Annotated in this window: 22 protein-coding genes; 8 read left to right on the forward strand and 14 right to left on the reverse strand. The window is 76.1% G+C overall.

The window, feature by feature from the left end; all coding sequences use genetic code 11:
* Positions 1-81: 81 nt before the first annotated feature.
* Positions 82-1,089 (forward strand): Acg family FMN-binding oxidoreductase, encoded by a 1,008-nt coding sequence (locus tag ACL03H_RS12625; protein ID WP_412811380.1) that lies wholly within the window; start codon positions 82-84, stop codon positions 1,087-1,089.
* Positions 1,090-1,180: 91 nt separating this feature from the next.
* Positions 1,181-3,865 carry a bifunctional acetate--CoA ligase family protein/GNAT family N-acetyltransferase gene (locus ACL03H_RS12630; protein WP_412811381.1) on the forward strand — a complete coding sequence of 895 codons (2,685 nt, stop codon included), beginning with the start codon at positions 1,181-1,183 and terminating at the stop codon, positions 3,863-3,865.
* Positions 3,866-3,909: 44 nt separating this feature from the next.
* Here the strand turns inward: ACL03H_RS12630 and ACL03H_RS12635 are convergent, their stop codons facing one another.
* The 6 genes from ACL03H_RS12635 to ACL03H_RS12660 form a co-directional block, all read right to left on the reverse strand.
* The gene (locus ACL03H_RS12635; RefSeq protein WP_412811382.1) at positions 3,910-4,893 is read right to left on the reverse strand and encodes an Acg family FMN-binding oxidoreductase; all 984 of its coding nucleotides are present in this window, start codon (positions 4,891-4,893) and stop codon (positions 3,910-3,912) included.
* Positions 4,894-4,929: 36 nt separating this feature from the next.
* Positions 4,930-5,781 (reverse strand): universal stress protein, encoded by an 852-nt coding sequence (locus ACL03H_RS12640; RefSeq protein WP_412811383.1) that lies wholly within the window; start codon positions 5,779-5,781, stop codon positions 4,930-4,932.
* A 132-nt stretch (positions 5,782-5,913) separates the two neighbouring features.
* Positions 5,914-6,816 carry a universal stress protein gene (locus ACL03H_RS12645; protein WP_412811384.1) on the reverse strand — a complete coding sequence of 301 codons (903 nt, stop codon included), beginning with the start codon at positions 6,814-6,816 and terminating at the stop codon, positions 5,914-5,916.
* A 182-nt stretch (positions 6,817-6,998) separates the two neighbouring features.
* Positions 6,999-7,853: a universal stress protein gene (locus tag ACL03H_RS12650; RefSeq protein ID WP_412811385.1), complete on the reverse strand. Its 855-nt coding sequence runs from the start codon at positions 7,851-7,853 to the stop codon at positions 6,999-7,001.
* A 74-nt stretch (positions 7,854-7,927) separates the two neighbouring features.
* Positions 7,928-10,402, reverse strand: a complete 2,475-nt coding sequence (locus ACL03H_RS12655) for a glycoside hydrolase family 65 protein (RefSeq protein WP_412811386.1) — start codon at positions 10,400-10,402, stop codon at positions 7,928-7,930.
* 15 nt (positions 10,403-10,417) lie between these two features.
* Positions 10,418-11,266, reverse strand: a complete 849-nt coding sequence (locus ACL03H_RS12660; RefSeq protein WP_412811387.1) for a universal stress protein — start codon at positions 11,264-11,266, stop codon at positions 10,418-10,420.
* A 113-nt stretch (positions 11,267-11,379) separates the two neighbouring features.
* Here ACL03H_RS12660 and ACL03H_RS12665 point away from each other — a divergent pair, with 113 nt between their 5' ends.
* Both ACL03H_RS12665 and ACL03H_RS12670 read left to right on the forward strand, forming a co-directional pair.
* Positions 11,380-12,378 (forward strand): inorganic phosphate transporter, encoded by a 999-nt coding sequence (locus ACL03H_RS12665; RefSeq protein ID WP_412811388.1) that lies wholly within the window; start codon positions 11,380-11,382, stop codon positions 12,376-12,378.
* A complete protein-coding gene (locus tag ACL03H_RS12670; RefSeq protein WP_412811389.1) occupies positions 12,375-12,803 on the forward strand; it encodes a hypothetical protein in 429 nt (142 codons plus the stop codon). The genes ACL03H_RS12665 and ACL03H_RS12670 overlap by 4 nt, the downstream gene beginning before the upstream one ends.
* A 126-nt stretch (positions 12,804-12,929) precedes the next feature.
* On the opposite strand, the gene ACL03H_RS12675 is transcribed toward ACL03H_RS12670, so the two are convergent.
* Together ACL03H_RS12675 and ACL03H_RS12680 are read right to left on the reverse strand one after the other, a co-directional pair.
* Positions 12,930-13,148 carry a DUF1918 domain-containing protein gene (locus ACL03H_RS12675; RefSeq protein ID WP_412811390.1) on the reverse strand — a complete coding sequence of 73 codons (219 nt, stop codon included), beginning with the start codon at positions 13,146-13,148 and terminating at the stop codon, positions 12,930-12,932.
* 133 nt (positions 13,149-13,281) lie between these two features.
* Positions 13,282-13,542, reverse strand: coding sequence for a DUF1876 domain-containing protein (locus tag ACL03H_RS12680; RefSeq protein WP_412811391.1), 261 nt, complete (start codon positions 13,540-13,542; stop codon positions 13,282-13,284).
* A gap of 225 nt (positions 13,543-13,767) precedes the next feature.
* Here ACL03H_RS12680 and ACL03H_RS12685 point away from each other — a divergent pair, with 225 nt between their 5' ends.
* Positions 13,768-14,754, forward strand: coding sequence for an Acg family FMN-binding oxidoreductase (locus ACL03H_RS12685; RefSeq protein WP_412811392.1), 987 nt, complete (start codon positions 13,768-13,770; stop codon positions 14,752-14,754).
* Between the two features lie 39 nt (positions 14,755-14,793).
* On the opposite strand, the gene ppsA is transcribed toward ACL03H_RS12685, so the two are convergent.
* Both ppsA and ACL03H_RS12695 read right to left on the reverse strand, forming a co-directional pair.
* Positions 14,794-17,043, reverse strand: a complete 2,250-nt coding sequence (ppsA, locus tag ACL03H_RS12690) for a phosphoenolpyruvate synthase (RefSeq protein WP_412811393.1) — start codon at positions 17,041-17,043, stop codon at positions 14,794-14,796.
* A 212-nt stretch (positions 17,044-17,255) separates the two neighbouring features.
* Positions 17,256-17,657 (reverse strand): hypothetical protein, encoded by a 402-nt coding sequence (locus ACL03H_RS12695; RefSeq protein WP_412811394.1) that lies wholly within the window; start codon positions 17,655-17,657, stop codon positions 17,256-17,258.
* Positions 17,658-17,924: 267 nt separating this feature from the next.
* On the opposite strand from ACL03H_RS12695, the gene ACL03H_RS12700 reads away from it, so the two are divergent.
* Positions 17,925-18,806, forward strand: coding sequence for a universal stress protein (locus ACL03H_RS12700; protein ID WP_412811395.1), 882 nt, complete (start codon positions 17,925-17,927; stop codon positions 18,804-18,806).
* A 37-nt stretch (positions 18,807-18,843) separates the two neighbouring features.
* Here ACL03H_RS12700 and ACL03H_RS12705 read toward each other — a convergent pair whose 3' ends face one another.
* Complete coding sequence (locus ACL03H_RS12705) at positions 18,844-19,848, reverse strand: zinc-dependent alcohol dehydrogenase family protein (RefSeq protein WP_412811499.1); 1,005 nt, start codon at positions 19,846-19,848, stop codon at positions 18,844-18,846.
* 169 nt (positions 19,849-20,017) lie between these two features.
* Complete coding sequence (locus tag ACL03H_RS12710; protein WP_412811396.1) at positions 20,018-20,422, reverse strand: CBS domain-containing protein; 405 nt, start codon at positions 20,420-20,422, stop codon at positions 20,018-20,020.
* A gap of 141 nt (positions 20,423-20,563) precedes the next feature.
* Here ACL03H_RS12710 and ACL03H_RS12715 point away from each other — a divergent pair, with 141 nt between their 5' ends.
* On the forward strand, positions 20,564-21,310 hold the full coding sequence (locus tag ACL03H_RS12715; protein WP_412811397.1) for an HAD family hydrolase: 747 nt from the start codon (positions 20,564-20,566) through the stop codon (positions 21,308-21,310).
* A gap of 18 nt (positions 21,311-21,328) precedes the next feature.
* Here ACL03H_RS12715 and ACL03H_RS12720 read toward each other — a convergent pair whose 3' ends face one another.
* Both ACL03H_RS12720 and ACL03H_RS12725 read right to left on the reverse strand, forming a co-directional pair.
* Positions 21,329-22,120, reverse strand: a complete 792-nt coding sequence (locus ACL03H_RS12720) for a universal stress protein (protein WP_412811398.1) — start codon at positions 22,118-22,120, stop codon at positions 21,329-21,331.
* A 51-nt stretch (positions 22,121-22,171) separates the two neighbouring features.
* A complete protein-coding gene (locus ACL03H_RS12725; RefSeq protein WP_412811399.1) occupies positions 22,172-22,372 on the reverse strand; it encodes a ubiquitin-like protein Pup in 201 nt (66 codons plus the stop codon).
* A gap of 238 nt (positions 22,373-22,610) precedes the next feature.
* On the opposite strand from ACL03H_RS12725, the gene ACL03H_RS12730 reads away from it, so the two are divergent.
* Positions 22,611-23,606 (forward strand): Acg family FMN-binding oxidoreductase, encoded by a 996-nt coding sequence (locus ACL03H_RS12730; RefSeq protein ID WP_412811400.1) that lies wholly within the window; start codon positions 22,611-22,613, stop codon positions 23,604-23,606.
* Positions 23,607-23,723: the final 117 nt, after the last annotated feature.

Below are 23,723 nucleotides of genomic sequence, written 5' to 3' on the forward strand. Positions count from 1 at the left end.
TCGGGACCTTCGGCCGGTGAATCCGGGAGCTCGGGGGGAGAGCCTCGGATCAGATTCCTTGCCGCTGTGGGAGGAGGGCGGATGCCAGTGTGTCCGGCCGCGCTCGGGCTGCCCGCGGAGCGGGTGGAGGCGGTGCTGCGCGCCGCGGGGGCGGCCCCGTCGCTGCACAACAGCCAGCCCTGGTCGTTCCGGCTGTGGCGGCACCTGATCGAGGTGCACGCGGATGTCGGCAGGAGGCTTCCGGCGGCCGATCCGGAGGACCGGGAGCTGCGGCTGGGCTGCGGAGCGGCGCTGCTGAACCTGCGGCTGGCGCTGGACCACCACCGGGTGCACCCGGTGGTCACGGTCCCGCCCGACGGGGACGATCGGACGACGCTGCTGGCCGAGGTCCGCGCGGGTCAGCGCGGCTCGCCCTCCGCCGAGTCCGAACGGCTCTACGGGATGATCGAGCGTCGGCACACCGCCCGCGCCCCGTTCCGCGAACGACCCGTGCCCGCTGAGCTGCGCCACGAGATGATCCAGGCCGTGCAGCGGGAGGGCTGCTGGTTGCACGTGGTGGGGCGGGGCGAGCTGGGGCACCTGGAAGGGCTCGTCCACCGCGCGCACCGCGTGCAGATGGCCGACGGCCGGTTCCGGGAGGAACTGGCCCGCTGGACGGGCAGGGACGTCGGCGATCCCGAGGGCGTTCCGGCCGCCGCCGCCGGCCCCGCCCCCGAGCCGCAGGACCAGTGGGTGCTGCGGGACTTCTCCGCGGGCCGCGCCCCGCGCCGGGAGCCGGGGCTCGCCTTCGAGGCGCAGCCGCTGCTGGCCGTGGTGTCCTCGCAGGACTCCGGCCCGCGCGCGGAGGTGCGCGCCGGCGAGGCGCTCCAGCGGATGCTGCTCACCGCGACCGCGGGCGGCTTGGTCGCTTCGCTGATGTCCCAGGTGATCGAGGTGGCCGAGACCAGGCAGGAGCTGGCGACCCTGCTCGGCGGCGGGTGGAACCCGCACGCGGTCGTGCGCATCGGGTTCGGCGCGCCGGGGCCGCCGGCACCGCGCCGACCGGTCGGGGACGTGGTGGAGGCGGGGACCTCCGCATCGTCCCCATGAGCGGCCGGGTCGCCCACCGGGCGGAGGCGCGCCGCGAGCTCGCGGCGGTCGCGAATCGGCGACGACGGCCCCGTCGGTGCGGGGAGTGGTGATGATGGGGTCGACCGACTCATCGGATGCCGGGGCGCACGTCCTCCTGGCGGACGGCCAGGTGGTCGAGCTCCGGGCGCTGACGGGGGACGACGCGGCGGAGCTGCGCCGGTTGCACGCCGAACTGCCCGCCGGGGACCTCCGCTCCCGGTTCCTGGGCGTCCCCTCCGCGGAGAACGTCGCCCGGTTGCTGGGACACCTGCTGGCGCCCGGGGACGGCGACGTGGTCGCGCTGGGCGTCTTCCGCCGGGAGAGGTTGATCGGCGTCGGGCACTTCGAGGTCCTGGCGGACCCGGCGCTGGCCGAGGTCGCGTTCGTCGTCGAGCACGACGTGCACGCCAAGGGCGTCGCGACGCTGCTGCTGGAGCACCTCGCGTTCGCGGCGGCGCGGCGCGGCGTGCGCGGCTTCACCGCCGAGGTGCTCACCACGAACACCGCGATGCTGCGGGTGTTCCTGGACAGCGGGCTGCACTGCCTGCGCACCGCCGACGGGTCCGTGACGCACGTCGTCGTCGAGCTGGACGACGACGCCTCCTACTCGGAGCGCCGCGCGGCGCGCGACCGCGCCGCTTCGGCGGAGAGCCTGCGGCACCTGCTCGCCCCGCGGTCGGTCGCGGTGGTGGGGGCCAGCGCCTCCCGAGGCAAGGTGGGCAACGCGGTGCTGCGCAACCTCCTCGCCGGCGGGTACCGGGGTGCGGTCTACCCGATCAACCCGTCCGCGGCCGAGATCGAGGGCGTGGCGGCCTTCCCGGACGTCTCGGCGCTCCCGGAGGCCCCCGAGCTGGCCGTGCTGTGCGTACCGGCCAGCGCGGTCCCGGAGGTCGCGGAGCGGTGCGGCCGGCGCGGCGTGCGCGCACTGGTCGTCGTGAGCTCCGGGCTCGGCGGCGCGCCCGCCCGGGAGCTCGTCTCGGCGGTGCGCCGGTGGGGGATGCGGCTGCTGGGCCCGAACTGCTTCGGAGCGATCAACTCGGACCCGGACGTGCGCTTGGACGCCACGTTCGGCGCGGACGGGATCCCGCCGGGAGACGTCGGGATCGTCACGCAGTCCGGCGGGGTCGGGATCGTGCTGCTGAGCCGGTTGCGCCAGCTGGGGCTCGGGGTCTCGACGCTCGTGTCGGCGGGGGACAAGTACGACGTCAGCGGGAACGACCTGCTCCAGTGGTGGGACGCCGACGAGCGCACCGGGATCGGCGTCGTCTACCTGGAGTCGTTCGGCAACCCCCGCAAGTTCTCCTGGTCCGCGCGCCACCTCGGGCGGGCGAAACCGCTGGTGCTGCTGCGCGGTGGGGCGAGCCCGGTCGCGCGGCGCGCCGCGGCCGCGCACAGCTCCTCCACCGCCGCCCCCGAAGCCCTCCGGGAAGCGCTGCTGCGGCAGGCCGGGATCATCGGGGCGGACGACGTGGACGAGGTGCTGGCGGTGCTGGCGGTCCGGGACGCCCAGGGGATCCCGCGCGGGGGCCGGGTCGCGGTCGTCACGAACGCCGGGGGACTGGGAGTGCTCACCGCCGAGGCCTGCGCCCGGGCCGGTTTGGACTTCGCCGAGCTGCACCCGGCCACCCGCGCCGAACTGGCGGGGCTGCTGCCCCGGTACGGCTCGGTGGTCAATCCCGTCGACACCACCGCCGTCGTCGACGCCTCCGCGTTCGCGCGCTGCGCCGCGCTGGTCCGGGCCGATCCGAACGTTGACGCCGTGCTGGTACCGCTGATCGAGACGGCCCTCGGCGAGCCGGTAGAGGCGCTGGCCGACGCGCTCGCGAACTCCGGGGCGGGTGACCGGACCCCGGTCGTCGTGGTCCGGCCCGGCCGGTCGGCGCCGGTCGAGTTCCTGCGCCGCTCCGAGGAGCGGCTGCCGAGCCTGGCCAGCCCCGCCTCGGCCGCGGCGGCGCTCGCCGGGCTGGCGGGCTACCAGCGCTGGCGGGAGCGCTCCGCGGTCCCGGCCGAGGTGCCCCCGGACGTCGACGTGGCGGCGGCGCGTCGCCGGGTGGTCGCCCTGTCGGCCTTCCGGCGGGGCGGGGGATGGCTGTCGTTCGAGCAGACCCGGGCCTGCCTGGAGGCCGTCGGGGTGCGGCTCTCGCGCCGGACGACGTGCGAGACCGAGCGGGAAGCGCTCGCCGCGTTGGGCGCGGCGACGGGACCGGTGGTCGTGACGGCCCTGACCGGGGAGCCGGACCACGAGGACCCCGAGGCCCGCAGCCGCGGTGACGTCGCGGACGCGGACCAGTTGCGCGCCGCGTGGCGGGCGCTGCGGAACACCGCGGGCGCGGAGTTCCGCGGGGTCTCCCTGCGCGACCAGGTCGCCGCGGACCTGTCCCTGTCCGTCACCGCCGGGCACGACGAGTCGTTCGGCCCCGTGCTCGGCGTCGGGCTCGGGGGCGCCGCCGGGCGGCTCGCCCCGACGCGCGGTCATCGGCTGGTGCCGCTCAGCGCCCAGGACGCGGCGGACCTGGCGGCCGGACCCGCCGCGACCGCGGTGCTCGGCACCGGGCCCGGAGCGGCGCCGGACCGGGACGCGCTGGTGGAGCTGCTGGTGCGGATCGCCCGGTTCGCCGAGGCGGTGCCCGAGCTGGTGGAGCTGGAACTGGATCCGGTGCTGCTCCGGAGGGGGACGCCGATCCTGCCGGAGGCCCGGATGCGGATCGGCGGGGCAGTGGTGGAGGACCCCCTCCTGCGACGGCTGGCGTTGTAGCTCCCGCTCCCGGGGCCCTCGATGGCGCGGCGGCGTCCGCAGCGTCAGCCGTGCTCCTCGGCGAAGTCGCTCAGGAGTTCGCGCGCGGTCCGGTCCGGCGCGGGTGGTGGCGGTCGCAGGTCCGGTGGCCAGCCCACGCGCACGGCCAGTTGCGGATGCTCCAGCCCGGTCGCGATCTCGTCGCGGATGGTGGCGCGGGTGCTGTCGATCTCGAAGCCCTCGCTCAGCGGGCTGGTGGCCAGGCCCTCGCGAACGGCGGTGCACAGCACCGCGCTCGTGGCCTCACCCGCCATCAGGTGCGCCCGGTCGTCGTCGGCCGCCGTGCTCACCAGCAGGATGTTCCCGGCGTTGCGCGCGGTGCCGACCTCCTCGTGCGCGACCGCGGCCCGGCCGAAATCCCGCAGCACCAGGTCGCCGTACCGCGTTCCCGGCTCGGGTGCGCTCTCCCGGTGGACACCGGTCGTTCCCGCCGCCGAGCGCAGTCCTGTCCACGCCGCGAGCTCGTCCCGGTACCTCGCGGAGAAGCCGTGCAGGAACGCCGCTTTGGCGAACGAGCGCGTCAGGGCGTACCGGTCGTCGCCTTCGAGGACCACCACCGCCACTCCCGCCCGCTGGTCCGCGCGGGTGAGCAGGTCGAGCAGGGCGGCGGGCACCGGTTCCGCGGCGTACTGGCGCCGGTCCGTGCGTCGCACCCAGGCCGCGCGCAGCAGCGAGATCGCCTCCGGGGAGGGGTCGCCCCGCTCACCCGGCTCGACGACGGCGAGCGCGGCCGCGTCGGGCACCAGCCGGACGCGGACCCGCCTGCCGAGCGCGGCCAGCGCCAGGACGGCGTGGTGCAGCGCCGCACCGCAGCTGATGATCACCTCGCGCCCCGCCGGATCGGCTGCCGGGAGCCGGGGGCCGGTCGCGAGCAGGCGCAATGCGCCGCCGCCCACCTCCCAGCGCCAGGGGCGCGCGTTGTACAGCGACGGCGCGCGGGCGGAGAACGCGGCCGCGAGCCGCAGCGCCTCGGAATCGTCGTCGCCCATCGCCCCTCCCGTCCCTCGGGCGCCCGTGCCCCGACGTCACGCGCGGCGGTGCCCCGCGCGGTGCTCCTCCCCGCGCACCACCGCGACCGGGCAGTGCGCGTGCAGGATCACCCCGGCCGCCACCGAGCCGAGCAGGAGACCGGCGAAACCGCCTCGTCCGCGGTGGCCGACGACGAGCAGCTGCGCCTCGCGGGTCCGATCTGCCAGCCCGAAGACCGGATGCCCCCACTGGGAGACCCGGCTGACCGGGACCTCCGGGTAGCGCTCGGCCCAGCCCGCGAGCTGCTCGGCGAGGCTGCGCTCGGACTCGGACCTGGCCAGGTCGAGTTCGTCGCGCAGCGGTGGCGCGATCGCCAACTCCGGCCCCGGCACGTCCCAGAACTGGACGGCGACGAGTTCGCCGCGGCGGGCGGCGGCCGCCTCGAACGCGAACTGCAGGGCCCGCACGCTCTGCTCGGAACCGTCGACGCCGACGAGCACCGGGCCGCGCGCGCGGGGCTCGCGCACGACGACGACCGGGCAGCGGGCGTGGGTCGCGACCTTGGTGCTGACCGACCCGAGCCGCATCCCCGCGGGGGAGCCGCCGCCCCGGCCCCCGACCACGATCAGCCTGGTGCGCTCCGACATCTCGATCAGGGCCGATGCGGGCCGCCCCCGGGTGACCATCTCCGTGATCTCGGTCGCCGGGTGCTCGGCGCGCACGCGGTCCGTCACGGTGCGCAGCACCGTCCACACCTCCTCGTCGCGCGAGGGGAAGTCGTTGATGGCGAAGGCGTGCACCCGGGGCACCCCCAGGAGGTCGGCCTCCGCCGCGGCCCAGTCCAGCGCCGCGCAGGAGTGCTCGGACCCGTCCACGCCGACGACGATCCCGCCCTCGTCCCACGTCATGCCGCCCCGCTTTCGCGCTCCTGCCGGAGGCGCCTCGACCCCTGCGCGGTGCGGACGCCCGCTTCCGGAGTTCCCCGGCGGCGTCCCGGCCGAACCTCCCCGCCGCGAGGAGCGGGGGAGGTCCGGAGCCGATCAGGCGGACCGCTTCCCGCGCACCACCAGGACCGGGCAGGGGGCGTGGTGCAGGAGAGCTTGGCTGGTGGAGCCGAGCAGCAGCCCGCTGAACCCCCCGCGCCCCCGGGCGCCCACGACGACGAGCCGGGCCCCGTCGGAGTGGGCGAGCAGTTCGCCCGCGGCCGATCCGCGTTCGATGAAGCGGTCCACCACCACGTCCGGGTACCGCTCGCCCCAGCCCGCGAGCAGCTCCGCCATCAGCAGCTGCTCGCGGTGGCGCACCTCCTCCTCGCCCAGGCCGACCCGCAGCCACTTCGCGTCGACGCCGACGACGTCCCAGGCGTGCACGACGTGCAGCGGTGCGTCCCAGGCCGCGGCGGCCTCGAACGCGTGCGCCAGGAGGAGTTCCGTCTCCCGCGAGCCGTCCAGGCCCACGACCACGGGCCCGTCGACCAGCCCCTGCCCGCGGTCGCTTCTGCCGCGCACCACGGCCGTCGTGGTGTGGCTGTGCGCGGCGACGGTCACCGCCACCGAACCGGCCAGCAGGCCGGTGAAACCCCCCAGGCCGCGGTCACCGACCACCACGAGCCCGGCGCGGCGCGATTCGTCGATCATCACCGACGGCGGGGTGCCGGGGCAGGACTCGGTCTCGACGGGCACGCCGGGGCTCTCCGCGCCGGCGGACTCGGCGGCCTCCGCCAGCCACTTCTCCACCTCGACGCGCACCGCCGCGTGGTGCTCGCGCGGCCACGGCACCCCGGGGATCTCCGGGAGCACCGGCAGCGCGAACACGTCGGCGTAGACGATCCGCAGCGAGGTGCCCCGCCGGGCGGCTTCCCGGGCCGCCCACCGCACGGCACCGCGCGCGGTCCCCGAGCCGTCGATGCCCACCACCACCGGCCCCCGGTCGTGTTCGCTCATCTCGTCCCCCCGTTCCGGATCGGCGCCCCGCGACGCGGGGCAGGCCGAGCGCACCAGTGCCGGGCGGGAACCGCGCCGACCCGGTCACGTCCGACCGTGCGCGATCCCGGCGCCGACCGCATCTCCGCGAAGCTCGGGTGCGGGCGGGCGCCGCACCGCTCGTGCCGGTGCCCCGGCCGAGCTCACGCGGGACGCACGACCAGCAAGGGGCACGGCGCGCAGTGGGCGAGCGCCCGGCTGGTCGAGCCCAGCAGCATCCCGGTCAGACCGGACTGGCCGCGGCTGCCGATGACGAGCAGCTCCGCGCGCGCCGCGTGGGCGAGCAGCGCCCGGACCGGGCGGTCGTGCTCGACCGAGCGGCGCAGCTCCACCTCGTGGAAGCGCTCGGCTGCTCCCGCGAGTCGTTCGGCGAGCAGCCGGTGGGCGTCCCGCTCCCGGTCGGCGGCCGGGGTGTCCGGGGACAGGTCGTTCCAGTCCTCGGCGGCGACCTCGCGCCAGGTGTGCACCGCCAGCAGCGGGACCCCGCGCAGTCCGGCCTCGTGCAAGGCCCAGTCGAGCGCGGGATCGGCGACCCCGGCGGCATCCACGCCGACGACGATCCCGCCGCCGCGCCCGGATCCGCGCCCGCGCACGACGGCCACCGGGCAGGAGGCGAGCGCGATCGCCGCCTCCGCCGTCGAGCCGAAGGCGAGTCGTGCCCCCGACTCGTCGAGCCCGCTGGCCCCGACGACGAGCAGGTGCGCCGCCGCGGACTCGGCGACGAGCTCCTCGGCGGCACCGCCGCGCCGGAGCTCGCCGCGGACCTCGGCGTTCGGGGCGAAGTCGTGCGCGACCCGCTCGGCGGCGCCCAGCACGTCGCGCGCGCGGCGGCGCACCCCCTCGTCCGCGTCCGGGTCGGCGTCGCCGGGCACCACCGCGAGCAGCAGCACCGGGTGCCCCCGCAGCTCGGCCTCCCGCGCCGCCCACTCCACGGCCCCCAGCGCGGGGGCGGAGCCGTCGACGCCGACCACGATTCCTGATCTCCGCTGTCCGGCCACGATCGAGCACCTCCCGGCATCGGGCCCCGCAGCGAAGGTAAGGCCCGGGTGCTCGGGACGCGACGCGGTCCAGCTCACCCGGCGGAGGGGCGGTCGGCCGCGGCGGGCCGCACGCCGTCGCGGCGCACCCGGACGCGGGCGTCCTCCCCGCGCTCCCAGGAGAACGTGGCGACGTCACCCGGAGCCAGCGCCACCGCGCGCTCCCCGCAGGCGCAGGTGAAGGGCGCGTCGGCGGGGCCGCCGCGACCGACCCGCACCACCGCCGTGCGGCCCGTGACCTCGACCGAGACCGGATGCCCCTGGTAGCGCAGCTCCAGTTCCAGCTCGCCCAGCTCCGGCGGCCAGCACGGGTTGAGGCGCAACGCCCCCTGCCGGGCCTCGACCCCGGCGAAGCAGCGCTGCAGCAGGTCGATGGTCCCGGCCATGGCGGCGAGGTGGATGCCTTCGCGGGTGCTGCCGCCCTGGGTGTCGTGCACGTCGGCTTCCAGCGCGCGGTGGAAGTGCTCCCACGCCCGCTGCCGGTCGGACCGGGCCAGGACCCAGGCGTGCACCACGGCGCTGAGGGTGGAGCCGTGGCTGGTGCGCCGCAGGTAGTGCTCGATCGTCTCCGGGATCCGCTGGGCGGGGAAGGGATAGCCCAGCCCGTCGAGGACGTCGCGCAGCTCCTCGGCGGACAGCAGGTAGAACAGCATGAGCACGTCGGCCTGCTTGGAGACCTGGTAGCGGTTCGGGTCGTCCCCCTCGGCCTCCAGGATGCGGTCCAGCCGCTGGATGTCGCCGTAGCGCTCCCGGTAGCCGCGCCAGTCGAGTTCGGCCAGCTCGGAATAGCCCTCGAACTGGCTCGGGATGCCGTCGTGGAAGGGCACGAACAGCTTGCGGGACAACCGCATCCAGCGATCGACCTCGGCTTCGCGCAGCTCCAGCTCCGCCGCCAGCTCGCGCCTGCGCTCCGGGGCGAGGACGGCGAGCACCTCCACCGCCGTCCGGCACAGCCAGGCCAGCATGACGTTGGTGTAGGCGTTGTTGTCGATCCCGGGGACGGCCGCTCCCGGGTAGGCGGTGTGGTACTCGTCCGGGCCGACGACTCCTTCGACGACGTAGCGGTCCCGGCCGGGGTCGTAGCGGGCGAGACCGGCCAGGAACCGCGTCGTGTCCAGGATCAGCTCCGCGCCGAAGTCGTGGAGGAACGCCGTGTCCGCGGTCGACTGGTAGTAGTGCCAGGTGTTGTACGCGATCGCGATGCCGATGTGCCGTTGCAGGTGGGTGTTGTCGGGCAGCCAGCGCCGGGATCGCGGGTTGAGGTGCAGCCGCTGGCTCTCCTCCCTGCCGTTGCTCCCGCTCTGCCACGGGAACATCGCGCCGGTCCGCCCGGCGCGGCGCGCCGCGCGGCGGGCCTGGTGCAGCCGCCGGTAGCGGTACAGCAGCAGCGCCCGGGCCTCGCTGGCGGCGCGCAGCGTCAGCACCGGCAGCACGAACAGCTCGTCCCAGAACACGTGGCCGCGGTAGGCCTCGCCGTGCAGGCCGCGCGCGGGGACGCCGACGTCCAGGTCGGCGCTGTTCGGCGAGATCGTCTGGATGAGGTGGAACAGGTGCAGGCGCACGGTGCGGCGGATCTCGTCGGAGCCGCGCACCCCGCAGCGGAAGGTCCGCCACGAGGTGCGCCAGGCCGCCCGGTGGCTCTTCAGCAGCGACTCGAAATCGCCCGCCTCGGCGGCCAGTTCCGCGGACTCCGCGGCCGGTTCCGAGACCGCGTGGTCGAGGGAGGTGTGCAGCGCCACCACCTTCTCGACCACGACGCGCTCGCCGGGCCGCGCGACGACGGCGAACTCGTGCGCGATGCGGTCGGGCCCGGCCGAGGTCGTTCGCGGGGGTTCCAGCCGCCGCCGATCGATCCGGACGCGGGTGCGCGCCGCTTCGGCGACCTCGATGCGCGACCAGGCGGTGCGGGCGCGCAGGCAGAGGGTCTCGGGCGAGTGCTCGTGCGCGTCGAAGTCGCTCAGGTGCGGGCCCTCCAGCTCGGCGTACCGGGCGACCCCGGCGTTGCGCACCCGGCCGTCGAGCCCGCTGCGGAAGGTGATCGTGCTGGTGTGGTCCTCGGGCACCAGCGCGGTCTCCAGCGCCGCCAGGTGGGGCATTCCCATGTGGACGATCCGGCGCTGCACCAGGGTGGTGGTGCGCCCGGCCCGGTCGCGGAACCGGCATCGCCTGCTCAGCACCGCGCGTTCGAGGTCCAGCTCGACCTCGTGCTCCAGCAGCGCGCACCGGCTCAGGTCGAACCACTCGCCGTCGTCGAAGCGGAACGTCAGCGGCAGCCAGTTCGGCAGGTTCACCAGCGACTCGGTGGTGATCTCCTGCCCCGCGATCCGCGCCGTCCGGCGGTCGTAGCACCCGGCCGCGTAGGTACCGGGGTAGTGCACCCCGTCCTCCACCGCCTCCGGCGCCGCCCCCCGGGTGGCGAAGTAGCCGTTGCCCAGCACGCACAACGCCTCTCGCCGGCCCTCGTCGGCGGGGTCGAAGCCGCTGAACGTCCACGTGCGGTCATCGGACATCGCGAGCCGCCCCGCTCACCCGCTCCCGGGCGATCGCCCGTCGTCCGGCGGCACCACCGCGACCGGGCACCTGGCTCGGTGCAGCACTCCGCGCGAGACCGACCCCAGCAGCGCCTCGGAGAGCCCGCCGGAACCACGACGCCCCACGACCAGCAGGCGGGCGCCCGCGGCCGCCTCCGCCAGGGCGGAGATCGGGTCCATCGAACTGGTGAGGCGGCGCAGGACGACGTCGGGGTGCCTCGGGGCGAACCCGGCCACCGCTTCGGCCAGCGCCCGCTCCGCGCGTGCGACCAGCTCCGCGCGGTCCGGGTGGTCGAACGGCCCGGGGATGAACGCGGAGTCCGGTGCGGCCTGCACCGCGACCACGTCGCAGCGCAGCGCTTCCGCGGCCTCGCACGCGAATTCCAGGGCCCGGTCCCCGTCGGCGGAACCGTCCACCCCGGCCACGACGGTCTCGCGCCGCACCTCGTCGGCCGCCCCGCGCACCACCACCGCCGGGCACGGGGAGCGCGTCGCCACCCCCAGCGCCACCGAGCCGAGCACGGCGTCGTGCAGGGCGCGGTGACCGCGCGAGCCGAGCACCAGCAGCGGAGCCCGCCCCGCCGCCTCCAGGAGCCGGGCGACCGTTCGCCCGGTGAGCACCTCCACCCGCACCCGGGGCGCGCCGTAGTGGAGCTGGGAGCGGGTCGCGAGATCGGTGAGCCACCCGGGGCAGGTCCCGTTCGGCATCGGCTCGGCGTCGACGTGGACCAGCAGCAGTTCATCGCCGCAGAGCTCCGCGTTCGCGCAAGCCCACTCGACGGCGCGCTCGGACTCGGGCGTGCCGTCCACCGCGACCGCGCACCCGCGTCCGCCGACCGGCATCGCGCACCCCCTCTCCCCGGATCCAGGCTGGCAAAGGCATCCGCGCGCGGCATCTCGGCGCCTCGCGCGCCTCCCGCCGGGTGGCGGGCCGCGCGGTCGCTCACACTGGCCGGGTGCTGGCCCTCGTCATCGCGTTGGCGCTGGTTTTCGACCTGACCAACGGGTTCCACGATTCGTCGAACGCGGTGGCGGCGCCGGTGGCGACCAGGTCGCTGCGCCCGGGTCCGGCGGTGCTGCTGGTCGGCTGCGCGCAGCTCGCCGGGGCGCTGCTGGTCGGGATGGCCGTCGCGGACACGGTGGGCGGGGTGGTCAGCCTGCCCCGCGAGCTCGTGCTCGGATCGGTCGGCGCCGCGCTCACCTCGGCGATCCTGTGGAACCTGGTGACGTGGTGGTGGGGCCTGCCGTCCAGCTCCTCGCACGCCCTGGTCGGAGCGCTGGTGGGGGCCTGCACGATGACCGCCGGAGCGTCCGCCGTGCACTGGGGCGGTTGGCACGGCGGGAACGTGTCCGGTGTGCTCGGCGTGCTGCTGGGCCTCGCGGTGTCGCCGCTGGCCGGGGCGGTGGTGAGCGGGGCGTGCGCCCGGGCGGCGCGGGTGGGCCTGCGCAGGGCGCGGCGCCGGGTGGATCGACTCGTCCGGATCGGGGAGTGGGGCACGGCGGCGGCGCTCGGGTTCGCGCACGGCGGCAACGACGCGCAGAAGACGATGGGGGTGGTGACGCTGCTGCTCGTCTCGGCGGGCGTGCTGCCCGAGTTCCGCGTGCCGCTGTGGGTGAAGCTCGCCGCCGCGCTGGCGTTGATCACGGGCACCGCGATCGGCGGCGGACGCATCGTGCGCACCCTCGGCCGCGGGATCTACCGGATGCGTCCGCTGGACGGGCTGGTCAGCCAGGGCAGCTCCGCCGGTGTCATCCTCGCCGCCGCGTCGGTGGGAGCACCCGTGAGCACGACGCACGTCGTGGCCGCCGGGGTGGTGGGCGTCGGGGCCGAGCACCGGCGCCGTCGCGTGCGGTGGGCCGTCGTCCGGGAGATGGCCTCGGCCTGGCTGGTGACCATGCCGGTGACCGCGGTGGCCGCGGCCCTGCTGGCGCCCCTGTGGGCGTGGTTCGCGTGAGGCTCCCGAGGGCGTGGTTCCTGCCGCCGCAGCACGACGTGCTCGCCATGCTGCTGGACCAGGCCGACACCTCCCGGGACGCGGTCGAGCTGCTGGGCCGGTGGGTTCGCCGGGAGCTCGCCGCCCTGGAACCCGATCCCGGCACCACCGAGATCGTCCAGGCGATCGGCGCCGCCAGCCGGGCGTGCCGGCTCGCCGTGTCGATGCTCCCGCACCCCGGTGCGGCGGAGGTGGCCGAGGAGGCCGGCCGGTTGCTGGAGCCCGCCGAGCACGGCTACCGCTCGGCGATCATCGCCCTGGACGCCGAGGCCGACCTGCGCGCGGAGATCCGGCGGCGGGAGCTGTACCGGCGCGCCGAGCACGCCACGACCGCGATGGCGCGGGTGCTGCACCGCATCTGGTACGCCGTCAGCAAGACCGGCTGACCGCGCGCCCGTCGAGCGGCGGTGACTCGATCAACGGCGCCAGGGCGGTGGGGCCACTGCGGCCGGATCGCCACCCCGACGTCGCGCGGCGGCGAGCGCGGCCACCCGCATGGGCGGGCGCGGGACTCACGCCCGCTGGGGCAGGCGGAGGTGGTGCGGCAGGTGGTGCTCCACGTGCGTGTCCGGCCCCGGGAAGAACAGGCTCACGCGCCCGCTCTCCAGCCAGTGCACCGCGTAGGGCGGTTCGCCGTCCGGTCCGCGCACTTCGACGACCTGCCCCTTGCGGCGGTGGTCGTCCAGGTGGACTCCCTCGACGACCAGCCAGTCACCGACCTCGGCCCTCATGTCCCCTCACCCCGCGCGCACCGCCGTTTTCCACTCCCAGCACAGGATCGCAGCGGGATCGGCGCGGGGAAGTGCCGAAGGGCCCGGTCGGCGGCACCGGTTCGGGCGGGGCGCGTGGTGAGCGGCCCGCGCCCTAGCTCCGGAACGTCGCCGAGCGGCCGGTGGCCTCCTCGACGTCCGCGATGGACGCGTCCAGCAACTGGTGGGCCAGGTCGGACAACGCCCGTGCGGTCGCCAGCTCAGCGCCGATCTCGGGGATGTCGGTGTCCCTCGGGTTGCGCTTGGCCAGCCCCCGGCCCGCGATCCCGCCTCGGGTCTGCAGGCGGGCCTCCGCCGACGTGTGGTCGCTGTGCTCGTCGATGTTCACCAGAACCGTCCACCGCTCCGTGCGCATGATTCCTCCCCTGCTCGCGAACGACGCCAGGGTGGTGCCGACCTCGCGCGGGCTCCCAGAGTCCTAAGCCCCCCGTCGCGGGAGGTGGCCATTCGAGGCTTTCGCCCCTGCCACCCGGTGCGGTCCGACGCGACGCTGGACCCGGCCCGGCCGGGAGTTCCCGTCCGGGGGATCTCGGGTCCGGCCGACCTCGACGACGTGGGAGCGATGATGGCGGTACGGTCGATGCCGACTGCGAACGAGGTGCGGACGGCGCTCGCGAGCGCCTCCCGCGCACCATCGGTGCACAACACCCAGCCGTGGCGCTGGCGAGTCGCGCGGCATTCCGTCCACCTGTACCTGGATCCCGATCGCGCGCTGGGCGCGCTCGACCCCACCGGTCGGGAATCCGTGATCAGCTGCGGCGCGGCGCTGCACCACGCCCGGATCGCCTTCGGCGCCGAGGGCTGGCGCACGACCGTGCACCGGGTTCCCAACCCCGGCACCCCCGATCACGTGGCGGCCATCGAGTTCGGCCGGATGGACGGGCCGGACCCGGAGGCCGTCGAGCTGGTCGCGGCCGCGCAGCGGCGCCGCACCGATCGCCGGCCGTTCCTGCCCGATCCCGTTCCCGGCGAACTGGTGGAGGGGTTCGCAGCGGCCGCGGTGGCCGAGGGCTGCGCGTTCGAGCCGATCACCGACGACCGGCACCGGCGGGACCTCATGCTCGCGATCGAAGAGGCGGGGGATCGGCAGCGGAGGTCCCCGGACTACCGCGCGGAGCTGGCCGAGTGGGCCGGCAGGCACGTTCCCGGGGCCGAGGGCGTTCCCGCCGGGTCGATCCCGCAGCGGCACGACCGCGGCATGCCGGAGCGGGACTTCAGCCTGGCCGCGGAAGGCGAGCTCGCGGTGCCCGTCCTGGACGACGGTGCGCTGCTGGCGGTCCTCTCGACCGCGGGGGACGACGGCGGCAGCTGGCTGGTGGCGGGCGAGGCGCTGAGCGCGGTGCTGCTGCTGGCCACCCGCGCCGGGCTGGCGACCTGTCCGCTCAGCCAGATCGCCGAGGTCGGCCTGTCGCGCGAGCACGTGCGCGACCACGTCCTCGCTTCCCCGAGGTATCCGCAGCTGGCGCTGCGCCTGGGGTGGCCGGTCACGGCGGAGCTCCCCGGGCCGCCGACGCCGCGCCGGCCGATCGACGAGTGCGTCGCGCCGCTGGACGACTCCTGGAGCTGACGGGCGCCCGCGCCCGCACCGCCGGGGTCGGGGCGCCGCTCAGATCCGGGCGCGCGCGGCCTCCAGTACCAGGGCGCGCTCCGCTCTGGCCACGGCCCGCCGCACTCCGCCGAGGGCGTCCGGGTTCACCGAGATCGAGGTGATCCCCCACCGCACCAGTCGTTCGGCGTACTCGGGATCGTGCGAGGGCGCCTGCCCGCACAGCGAACTCGGGACACCTGCCCGCCGCGCCGCCCCGATGATGCCGCGCACGGCGTCGAGCACGGCGGGATCGCCTTCGTCGAACAGCGGCGCGCAGAGCTCCGAATCCCGGTCGGTGCCGAGGACCAGCTGGGTCAGGTCGTTGCTGCCGATCGACACCCCGTCGACGCCCAGCCGCACGTACTCCGGGAGCCAGTGCACCACCGACGGGACCTCCGCCATGATCCACCGCCGCAACCCGCGATCGGTGCCGAGCGGGCTGCCGTCCACCTCGCGCAAGCAGGCTTCCAGCTCCCACCGGGTGCGCACGAACGGGATCATCAGGTGCAGGTTGCGGAAGCGCTCCCGGACGCGGGCCACGGCGGCGAGCTCGGCGCGCAGCAGGACGGGGGAGCGCACGTAGCGGAAGCAACCTCGGAAACCGATCATCGGGTTGTTCTCCGACGGTTCGTGGACGTCCCCGCCCCGCAGGTCGCGGAACTCGTTGCTGCGGAAGTCGGCGGTGCGGTAGAGCACCGGGCGCGGGTGGAAGGGCTCGGCGATCGCGCGCAGCGACTCCTCCAGGCGGGCGACGACCGGCTCGGCGCCCCGCTCCGCGATCGCGGCGGCGGGGTGCGTCCCCCCGAGCGCGTCGGTGAGCAGGAACTCGGCCCGCAGGAGCCCGACCCCGTCCACCGGCAGCGCCGCGACGCGCTCGGCCTCCTCGGGCAGCGCCAGGTTGACCATGATGCGCGTGGCCAGGGGTTCGACGGCGGTCGCGGCCTCGGTGGTGGTGGCGCTCGCGGCGGGCGCGGCCCCGCCGGAGGGCTCCGGCGCCGCTCCCTCCCGCACCGTTCCGCCGCCGCCGTCGACCGTCACCACCGCCCCGTCCCGCAGCGCGGCGGTGGCGTCGCCGGTGCCGACCACGCACGGTGTGCCCAGCTCGCGGGAGACGATGGCGGCGTGGCAGGTGATCCCCCCGGTGTCGGTGACCACGGCGGACGCTCGCCGCAGGATCGGCAGCCAGTCCGGCGCGGTGGTGGGGGCGACCAGCACGTCGCCGGGCCGCAGACGCGCGGCTTCCCCGGGTGAGCGCACGATCCGCGCGGGGCCGTCCGCGACGCCCGGTGCCGCGCCGTGCCCGCTGACCAGGATCCGGCCCGGCTCCCGCCGGGACAGCGCGGTGATCGGCCTGGTCTGCAGCAGGTGGATCGTCCCCGCCTCGATGGCCCACTCGACGTCCTGCGGGCAGCCGAAGTGCTCCTCCACGCGGACCAGGAGTTCCGACAGCGCCCGGAGTTCGCCGTCGTCGAGCGCGCGGCGCCGGGATTCCTCCGGCGGCACCGGGACCTCGCGGTCCCCGCCCGGGCCGTGCACGAGCTTGCGCTCCTTGGCGCCCACGTCGGCGCGCACGACGCGGAGCCCGTCCTTGGCGACTTCGTAGTGATCGGGCCGCACGCGGCCGCCGACGATCGCACCGCCGAGGCCGTAGGCCGCTTCCACCACCATCGTCGAGCGCTCCCCGGAGGCGGGGTCGGCGGTGAAGGCGATGCCGGCGCGGTCGGGGGCGACCATCCGCTGCACGACGACCGCCATCGCGGGCTCCTCGTCGATGCCGTGCGCGGCCCGGTAGACCAGCGATCGGGGGGTGTACAGCGACGCCCAGCAGTCCACGACGCGCGCGAGGAGGTCCTCGGTCCCGGCCACGTCGGTGTAGCTCTCGTTCATCCCGGCGAAGGAGGTGAGCGGGGAGTCCTCGGCGGTGGCCGAGGAGCGCACCGCGACCCGGGCGGTGTCGCCGAGCGCCCGGTAGGCGTCCTCGACGGCCGAGCGGATCTCGGCGGACACGCCGCCGCGGTGCACCAGCTCGGCCAGCCGCTGGTGGCAGCGCTGGAGCTGCTCGGGGTCGTCGGCGGCGGCCAGGGCCTCGCGGACCGCCTCGCCGACCGCCACCGGATCGACGCAGGCCCGGAAGGCGTCGGCGACCAGCACGAATCCCGGCGGCACCGGGAAACCGGCCCGCACCAGTTCGCCGAGCTGCGCCCCCTTGCCCCCGGCCACCGCGGAGTCGGCGGACCGAAGCTCGTCGAATCGTCGAACCCACGCCATGACCCACCTCTCCCCGGCAGCCCAGTCCGGCACCCGTCCCCACCAGCGGTGGTGCCCGCGCCCGGGGTGCGCGAAACGCACGCCCGGCCCGGACGGTCCGCCGCCGTCCCCGCTTCGGTGCCGCCCCGCGCCGGGGGCGGGACGCGACGAGCGCGGGGACGACGCGGCCGACGATCGACCGGCCGTCCGGCACCGCGGCCCGCCGGGCGTCATCACCCGCGGAACGTCGAGCGCCCTCCCGGGCCCCCGCGAGCGGGCGGCGGAGTTGCCGAGGAGCTGAGCGCCCGCGCCGCCGCCGCGAGGACCACGAGCTCCAGCACCAGGCTCGCCAAGCCCGCCGGATCCCAGGAGTCCTCGCGGAAGCCGGGCAGGCCGGTGGTGCGGCTCAGCACGAACCCGAGGAACATTCCCGCGCTCACGGCGCCGCCGAGCAGCCACGCCCACGTCGCGGGCCGGAGCAGCACCGCGAACGCCACGACCAGCAGCAGCACCGCGCCCACGACGAACAGCACGCCCAGGTAGGTGGCGTCCTCGAAGCTGTCCGGCGCGAGCACGAGGTGGATCACCGCGAGGAGCCCGCAGGCGACGGCGGCGGTGTAGCAGGTGGCGCGCATGGGTTCCTCCGCTCCGGTGCGGGCGAACCGGAGACCTGTCCGGCCGCGGGCAATCCGCCGTCCCGTTGCTCCGTCAGCGGCGCCCCGGCCCGGTCGGGCTCCGGGACGCCCCGCGCTCGCCATCGTGGCGGCGCGAGCGGCCGCCGGCCATTGCCGTTGGTCCCGGATCGCGGCACGCGGCGGCGCACCACCCGGCACGGACGAAAGCCCGTTCCGGGGCCCCGCCGCCGGTGCGACCGTGGTCCCGTCCCCGGCGGAGGAGGTCACATGAGCAGCGCGCGTCCCGGCCCGATCGTCGTGGGGTTCAGCGGAACGCCCGGTTCCAGGCAGGCGATCCGGTGGGCGTGCCGCGAGGCGTCCGCGCGGAGGCGGGAGCTGCACGTGGTGCGCGCCTTCTCGATACCGCTGGAGGAGCTCACCCGGATCCACCTCCCCGCCGAGTCCGTCGACTTCGGACCGCTGCGCGCGGACGTGGAGCACGAGGTGGACGGGGTGGTGGCGGAGTGCGCGCGGGAGTGGCCGGAGTTGACCGTCACGGGCGAGACCCGGCTCGGGCATCCCGCGATGGTGCTGCGGGAGGCCGCCGAGAAGGGCGACCTGCTCGTGCTCGGAAGCGCGCAGCACGGACGGCTGCACCACGCCCTGCTCGGATCCACCTCCGACGAGCTGCTCCGGGGCTCCGCGGTGCCCGTCGCCTTCGTCCGGGGGACCGAGCGGGAGGAGCGTCGCCGGGTCGTGGTCGGCGTCGACGGCTCCCGGATCAGCGCCCGGGCCGTGGGCTTCGCCTTCGACCACGCGGCGCGGCACGGCGCCGAACTCCTCGCCGCTCTGGCCTGGGACGAGTTGCCCAGGGACGCGATCGCCCCGGCCGGCGGCTGGAGGCTCGACTGGACCGACGTCACCCGCAGCTGCGAGCGGCAGCTCGCCGAGTCGATCGCCGGGTGGCAGGAGCAGTACCCCGACGTCCCGGTGCGGCACGAGGTCACGACGACGGAGCTCCCGGCCGAGCTGCTGCTGCGCCACGCGCGGGAAGCGGACCTCGTGGTCGTGGGGCGGCACGGCCGTTTCCTGGTGCACGCCGCGATGGTGGGTTCCACCGGTCGCGCGGTCGCCCACCAGGCGCCGTGCCCGGTCGTCGTCGTGCCCTGACCCGCGCGGCGAACGCCGGGGCCGACTCGCGGGCGGTTCACCCCCCGGGCACCAGCACGGCCGCTCCGCGCACGCGGTCGTCGGCCAGGTCCCGCAGCGCCGCGTCGGCGCGGTCCAGCCGGTACGGCGTGGTCGTCACCCGCAGGCGGTGGCGGTCGGCGAAGCGCAGGAAGTCCATCCCGTCGCCCCTGGTGTTCGAGGTGACGCTGCACAACGTGCGTTCCTGGAACAGGTGCCGCTGGTAGTCGAGCTCCGGGATCGCCGTCAGGTGGATCCCGGCGACCGCCAGCGTCCCACCGCGCTGCAAGGCGGCCAGCGCCACCGGAACCAGCTCGCCGGCCGGGGCGAACAGCACCGCCGAGTCCAGCGGTTCCGGTGGCTCCTCGTCCGCGCCACCGGCGGAGGCAGCCCCCAGGTCGAGCGCGAGCGCTCGGGCACTCGCGGACCGGGTGAGCACGTGCACGCGCGCGCCGCTGGCCACCGCGACCTGGATGGTCAGGTGCGCGCTCGCCCCGAACCCGTACAGGCCCAGCACTCCGCCGACGGGAACCCGCGCCCGGCGCCACGCCCGGTAGCCGATCACCCCGGCGCACAGCAGGGGAGCCAGCTCCGCGTCCGCGTACCCGGCGGGCAACCGGTAGGCGAAGGCGGCGGGCACCGCGGTGAACTCGGCGTAGCCGCCGTCCGCGTCCCAGCCGGTGAAGCGCGAGCTCGGGCAGAGGTTCTCCCGCCCGCGCAGGCAGAACCCGCACCGCCCGCAGGTGCCGCGCAACCACGGGATGCCGACCCGCTCGCCCAGGTCGAATCCGGTGGCGACCGGATCGCAGGCGACGACCTCCCCGACGACCTCGTGCCCTGGCACGACGGCCCGGCGGTGGGCGGGCAGGTCGCCCTCGGCGACGTGCAGGTCGGTGCGGCACACCCCGCAGGCCAGCACCCGCACCAGCAGGTCCCCGGACTCCTGGGCCGGGACGGGGCGCAGCACCCAGCGCAACGGCTCCCCCGCGAGCGGGCCGGGTTCCCGCACGATCCAGGCGTTCATGGTGTCGGCGATGGATGCCATCCCGTTCCTCCCGGGGCGCCCGCGCCCGTCCCCGCCGAGGGGAGGGGCCGGGGCCCACCAGCCACGACCGGATTCCTGCGGTGGCAACGTCGCACGTGCCGGACCCGGGCACCAGGGAACATGGGCCCCGCTCCCGCGCGGACCCCGGTCACGGTGCCCCGGCCACCGCCCGGACGAAGTCGGACGCGGTCACCACGCCCCGTATCGCACCGGCGTCCCAGACGAACGCCGCGTCGCTGCCCGACTCGACCAGGCGGGCGGCGGCGACCGCGCCGGTGTCGTCGACCCCGACGCCAGGTGCGGGCCTGCGGCACAGCTCCGCCACCGGGACCCGCTCGCCAGGTCTCCTGGCCGCGATGCCGAACAGCAGGTCCGCCGCCGTGACCAGACCGAGCGGGTCCTCCGGCAGGACCGCCAGGTGGTGCACGCCGCGGCGGTACATCTCCCGCAGCGCGTCCACGGCGTCCAGCTCCCCCCGCACGGTGATGACGGGACCGCTCGCGAGCTCCCGCGCGCGAGGCAGGTCCTGATTCGCGGAACGATCTGTGCTCATACCTCCCCCGTGGCCCGGAGCGCGCGCCCCCTCGTTCGCGCGGCCCGTCGTTTCCCGGAGCGCGGGCGGTGGGCACCCCGAAGCATCGGACGACGCGGCGGCCGGCGCCAGGGGCGATCGGCCCGAGCGGACGGGGGCGCGATGGTGTCGGTCCGCATCGACCCGCGCGAGCACGACGCGGTGCTGTTCGACCTCGACGGCGTGCTGACCGACACCGCCTCGGTGCACTGCGCCGCGTGGAAGCGGTTGTTCGACCAGTACCTGTCGAGCCGGGCGGAACGCCTCGCACCGTTCACCGGGGAGGACTACCTGCGCCACGTCGACGGCAGGCCCCGGGGCGACGGCGTGCGCGGTTTCCTGGGGGCCAGGGGGATCGAGCTCCCGGCCGGTTCCCCGTCCGATCCCCCGGGGCGCGGCACGGTGGTGGGGCTGGGAAAGCTCAAGGACCGGTACTTCCGCGACGCGGTCGCGGCCCGCGGGGTGCGCGTGCTGGACGGCGCGGTGGAACTGGTCACGTCGCTGCGCGCGCGGCACGTGCGGACGGCGGTCGTCTCGGCCAGCCGCAACTGCTCACTGGTGCTGGACGGCGCGGGGCTCGCCGGCCTGTTCGACGCCGCGGTCGACGGAGTCGTGGCGGCGGAGCTGGGCCTGCGCGGCAAACCGGATCCGGCGACCTACCTGGAGGCGGACCGCAGGCTCGGGTGCGCTCCCCGGCGCTCCGCGGTCGTCGAGGACGCCGCCGCGGGGGTCCGAGCCGGTCGCGCCGGTGGTTTCGGCCTGGTCATCGGGGTCGCCACCGCCGCGGCCCCCGGACTCCTGGCGGAATCCGGCGCGGACGTGGTGGTGCGGTCGCTGCGGGAGATCGCGGTGGTCGGCGCACCCTCCTGAGCGCCGCGGGCGCCGCCTTCACCGCACCACGGCCACCGGGCACCTCGCGTGGTGCAGCACCCCGACGGCCACCGAACCCGCCAGCAGGCCGCCGAACCCACCGCTGCCGCGATGGCCCACCACCAGCAGCGCCGCTCCGCTCGCCGCGTCCACGAGAGCCGGCACCGGGTGACCGCGCACCGCGTGAGCGCTCACCTCCACGGCGGGATACCTGTCCCGCCACACCACCAGGTTCGCGGCGACGGAGAGCTCGGCCCGGGCGAGCACGCCGTGCTCCGGAGCGAGCCCTCCTCGCGCGTGCCGGGCCCGCACGGCGACCAGCTCGGCGCCCCGCGCGGCGGCGGCGTCGAACGCGAAGCGCAGCACGGCTTCCTCGGCCGCGTCGTCGACGCCGACGACCACGGGCCCGCCGACGTACTCGCGCCCGCGCACCACGACCACGGTTCCCACCGCGAGCTTGGCCACCTCGGAGCTGACCGATCCCAGCATCGCCTCGGCGAAACCACCCATCCCGTGCGATCCCAGCACCAGCAGCGCGGCGGTCTCCTCGCGGCGGAGCAGCGACTGGACCGGGTGCCCGACGAGGACTTCCTCACCCACCTCGACGTCGTCCGCCCCCGCCCGGCACCGCTCGGCGAGGCGGTGCACGATCTCCCCGCCCTGCTCGGATCGAGCCGGATCGCCGGTGACGAGCACCAGGTGCAGCCGGGCGCGCCGCCGCCGGGCTTCTTCCGCCGCCCACGCCGCCGCCCGCGCCGAGGGCTCCGAACCGTCGACACCCACCACCACCGCGCCTTCCGGTCGCGCCATGCTCCCTCCCCGGTGCTGGATCGTGCTGGCGGCGTCGCGTCACCGCCGCGGTCACTGGCCGCCCTTCTGGATGTAGGAGCGGATGAACGTTTCCGCGTTCTCCTCCAGGATGTCGTCGATCTCGTCGAGCACGGCCTCCGTGTCGTCGTCCAGGCGTTCCCTGCGGTCCGCGCCGGCGGGCGCGGGGGTGGGCGCGGCCTCGTCGGATTCGGAACGCACCCCGTGGTGCCGTTCGTGCTTGTCCCGGCGCATTGGTTCCTCCCTCGCCGCTGAGTGCGGTGCCTCCGCGACGACATCGTGGTGCGAGCGCGCGAGGTGCGAGTAGGGCCGAGCGTCCCCACCAGCGCGCCGAAGCGCGTCACCGCGCCTGGGCCTGCCCCGGTTTCCACCGGGCCTTTCGCCCGTCCCGCCCCGCTCGCGCCGGGGGGAGACTTCCCCAGTGGTGCGCCGCGGGCGATCGCGGCGCTGGACGGACCGGGCGGGAGCGCTGATGGCGGGGCGGCGGGCGCCGACTGCGGAGGAGATGTGCGAGGCGCTGGCACTGGCCGGCCGGGCCCCATCGGTGCACAACAGCCAGCCGTGGAGGTGGCGCCTCCACCCGCGCTCCGCTCACCTCCTGCTGGACCTCGAACGCACCCTGGGCGCGCTCGATCCCACCGGGCGCGAGGCGATCGTGAGCTGCGGCGCGGTGCTGCACCACGCGTGCGTCGTCTTCCGCGCCGACGGCTGGACGATCCTCGTGCACCGGCTGCCGAACCCCGCGATGCTGACCCACCTGGCCACGATCGAGTTCGCGGGTTCCGGGCCGCGCGATCCCGGGGCGGGCGGGCTGGCCGCCGCCGTTCCCCGGCGCCGCACGGACCGCAGGCCGTTCTCGTCCGCCCCGGTTCCTCGGGCCGTGGTGGAGCGACTCGTCTCGGCCGCCGAGGACCGGGAGGCCGAACTGGTGCCGGTGCTCGACGCCGCCAGGCGGCGGGACCTGATGCTCGCGATCGACGAAGCCGGCGACGAGCAGCGGCGCTCCTCCCGGTACCGGGAGGAGCTCGCGGCCTGGACCGGGCGGCGTTCGTCCCGCGGCGACGGCATCCCCGCCGGCGCGCTCCCGCGACGGCGCACGCCGGGGATGCCGGCACGCGACTTCGCCGCGGCGGGCGAGCTGGTCGTCCCGGACCTCGACGACGGGGCGACGCTGGCCGTCCTCTCCACCGGCGGGGACAGCTTCGAGAGCTGGCTGGCCGCGGGTGAGGCGCTCAGCTCCGTGCTGCTCGCCGCGGCGGGCGAGGGCCTGGCCGCGTGCCCGCTGAGCCAGATCGCCGAGGTCGGCGGCGCCCGCTCGTACGTGCGGGATCGGATCCTCGGTGGCGAGGCCCACCCGCAGCTCGCGTTGCGCCTCGGCTGGCCCGCCAGCACCGCGAACCTCGGTCCGCCGACGCCGCGGCGACCGATCGGCGACTTCGTCCACGTCTCCCGCGATGCCGGGGCGTGAGGGCTGCCGGTGACCTCCCGCGCGCCACCGGCCCCGGGCTCGCCGCCGCCCGCGCCGGGCGGGGCCCGGGACCAGAGCGCGCCCCGGCCGCCGGGCCCCCGGTGGTGCGCCGGAATC

Origin of the sequence: Saccharopolyspora antibiotica (assembly GCF_047200635.1) — a bacterium.
Lineage (GTDB): Bacteria > Actinomycetota > Actinomycetes > Mycobacteriales > Pseudonocardiaceae > Saccharopolyspora_C.